The following is an 897-nucleotide window of genomic DNA, read 5'->3' as shown; positions in this document are numbered from 1 at the left end:
AAAATTCTGACCCCGGCACGCAAATATGAAGCCATTGATTACGCTGTATCCGTGGGCTATTCGGTGCGCTTTGCCTGTCGCGTGGTCGGGGTATCTAGAGCGGCGTACTACAACGCCCGCACACGCCACCAGCAGCCCAGCGTGGATAAGTACGCTGCTCTACGCAGGTGGCTCGTCACTTTCGCTGGTGAGCACCGACGCTGGGGCTATCGCCGTGCTTGGGTGAAAGCCCGGCAGGCTGGTTTTACCTGTGGCCGTGATGTGGTGCGCCGGCTGTGGCGCCAGGAGGGTTTGCGGGCTTGTGCTTGCAAAGCTGGTAAGCAACGGTGCTTGCCTGTGCCAACGCCGCGTACGCAGCCAGCGACATGTCCGGGGCACGTGTGGGCACTGGACTTCCAGTTCGATAGCGACTACCAGGGCAAAGCCTTTTAAGATCTGCAACGTGATCGACGAGTTTACCCGTGAGCATGTTGGTTTCGAGGTCGCTCGGTCAATTACTGCTACTGCGGTGATTGACCTGCTGGAGAACGTGAGCTGCTGTGCGTGGCAGACCTCGGGTGTTACGTATGGATAACGGCCCGGAGTTCATCAGCCGTGAGCTGGCTAGTTGGGCTGCTAAGCAAGACACTGTCGAGGCGTTCATCCCACCGGGAATGCCATGGCATAACGGGTTTGTGGAGTCCTTCCACAACCGGCTACGCGACGAGCTGTGAGAGGACGAGATGTTCGACGACCCCGCCCATGCGTCGCGTTGCCTGCGACTGTGGTCGAAGCGCTATAATACCTATCATCCTCATTCGAGCCTAGGGTTTATCCCGCCGACTGAGTACGCCAACCAATGGCACCACACCCAGGAAGGCACTCAAACCGCCCGGTCTTAAAAACCAGCCCGGCCCA

The 897-nt window shown here is 58.9% G+C and carries 1 protein-coding gene and 1 pseudogene; both read left to right on the top strand.

What is annotated here, in order from left to right:
* A partial coding sequence (locus tag ABRP95_RS12025) for an IS3 family transposase (RefSeq protein WP_349839490.1) occupies window positions 1-432 on the top strand: 432 nt, incomplete at its 5' end.
* 134 nt (window positions 433-566) lie between these two features.
* A pseudogene (locus ABRP95_RS12020) lies at window positions 567-881 on the top strand (integrase core domain-containing protein).
* Window positions 882-897 lie beyond the last annotated feature (16 nt).

Origin of the sequence: Corynebacterium sp. KPL2895, assembly GCF_040225815.1 — a bacterium.
Taxonomy (GTDB): domain Bacteria; phylum Actinomycetota; class Actinomycetes; order Mycobacteriales; family Mycobacteriaceae; genus Corynebacterium; species Corynebacterium rhinophilum.
The sequence above is the reverse complement of the archived record's forward strand: the minus strand, read 5'-3'. Positions and strand labels throughout refer to the sequence as shown.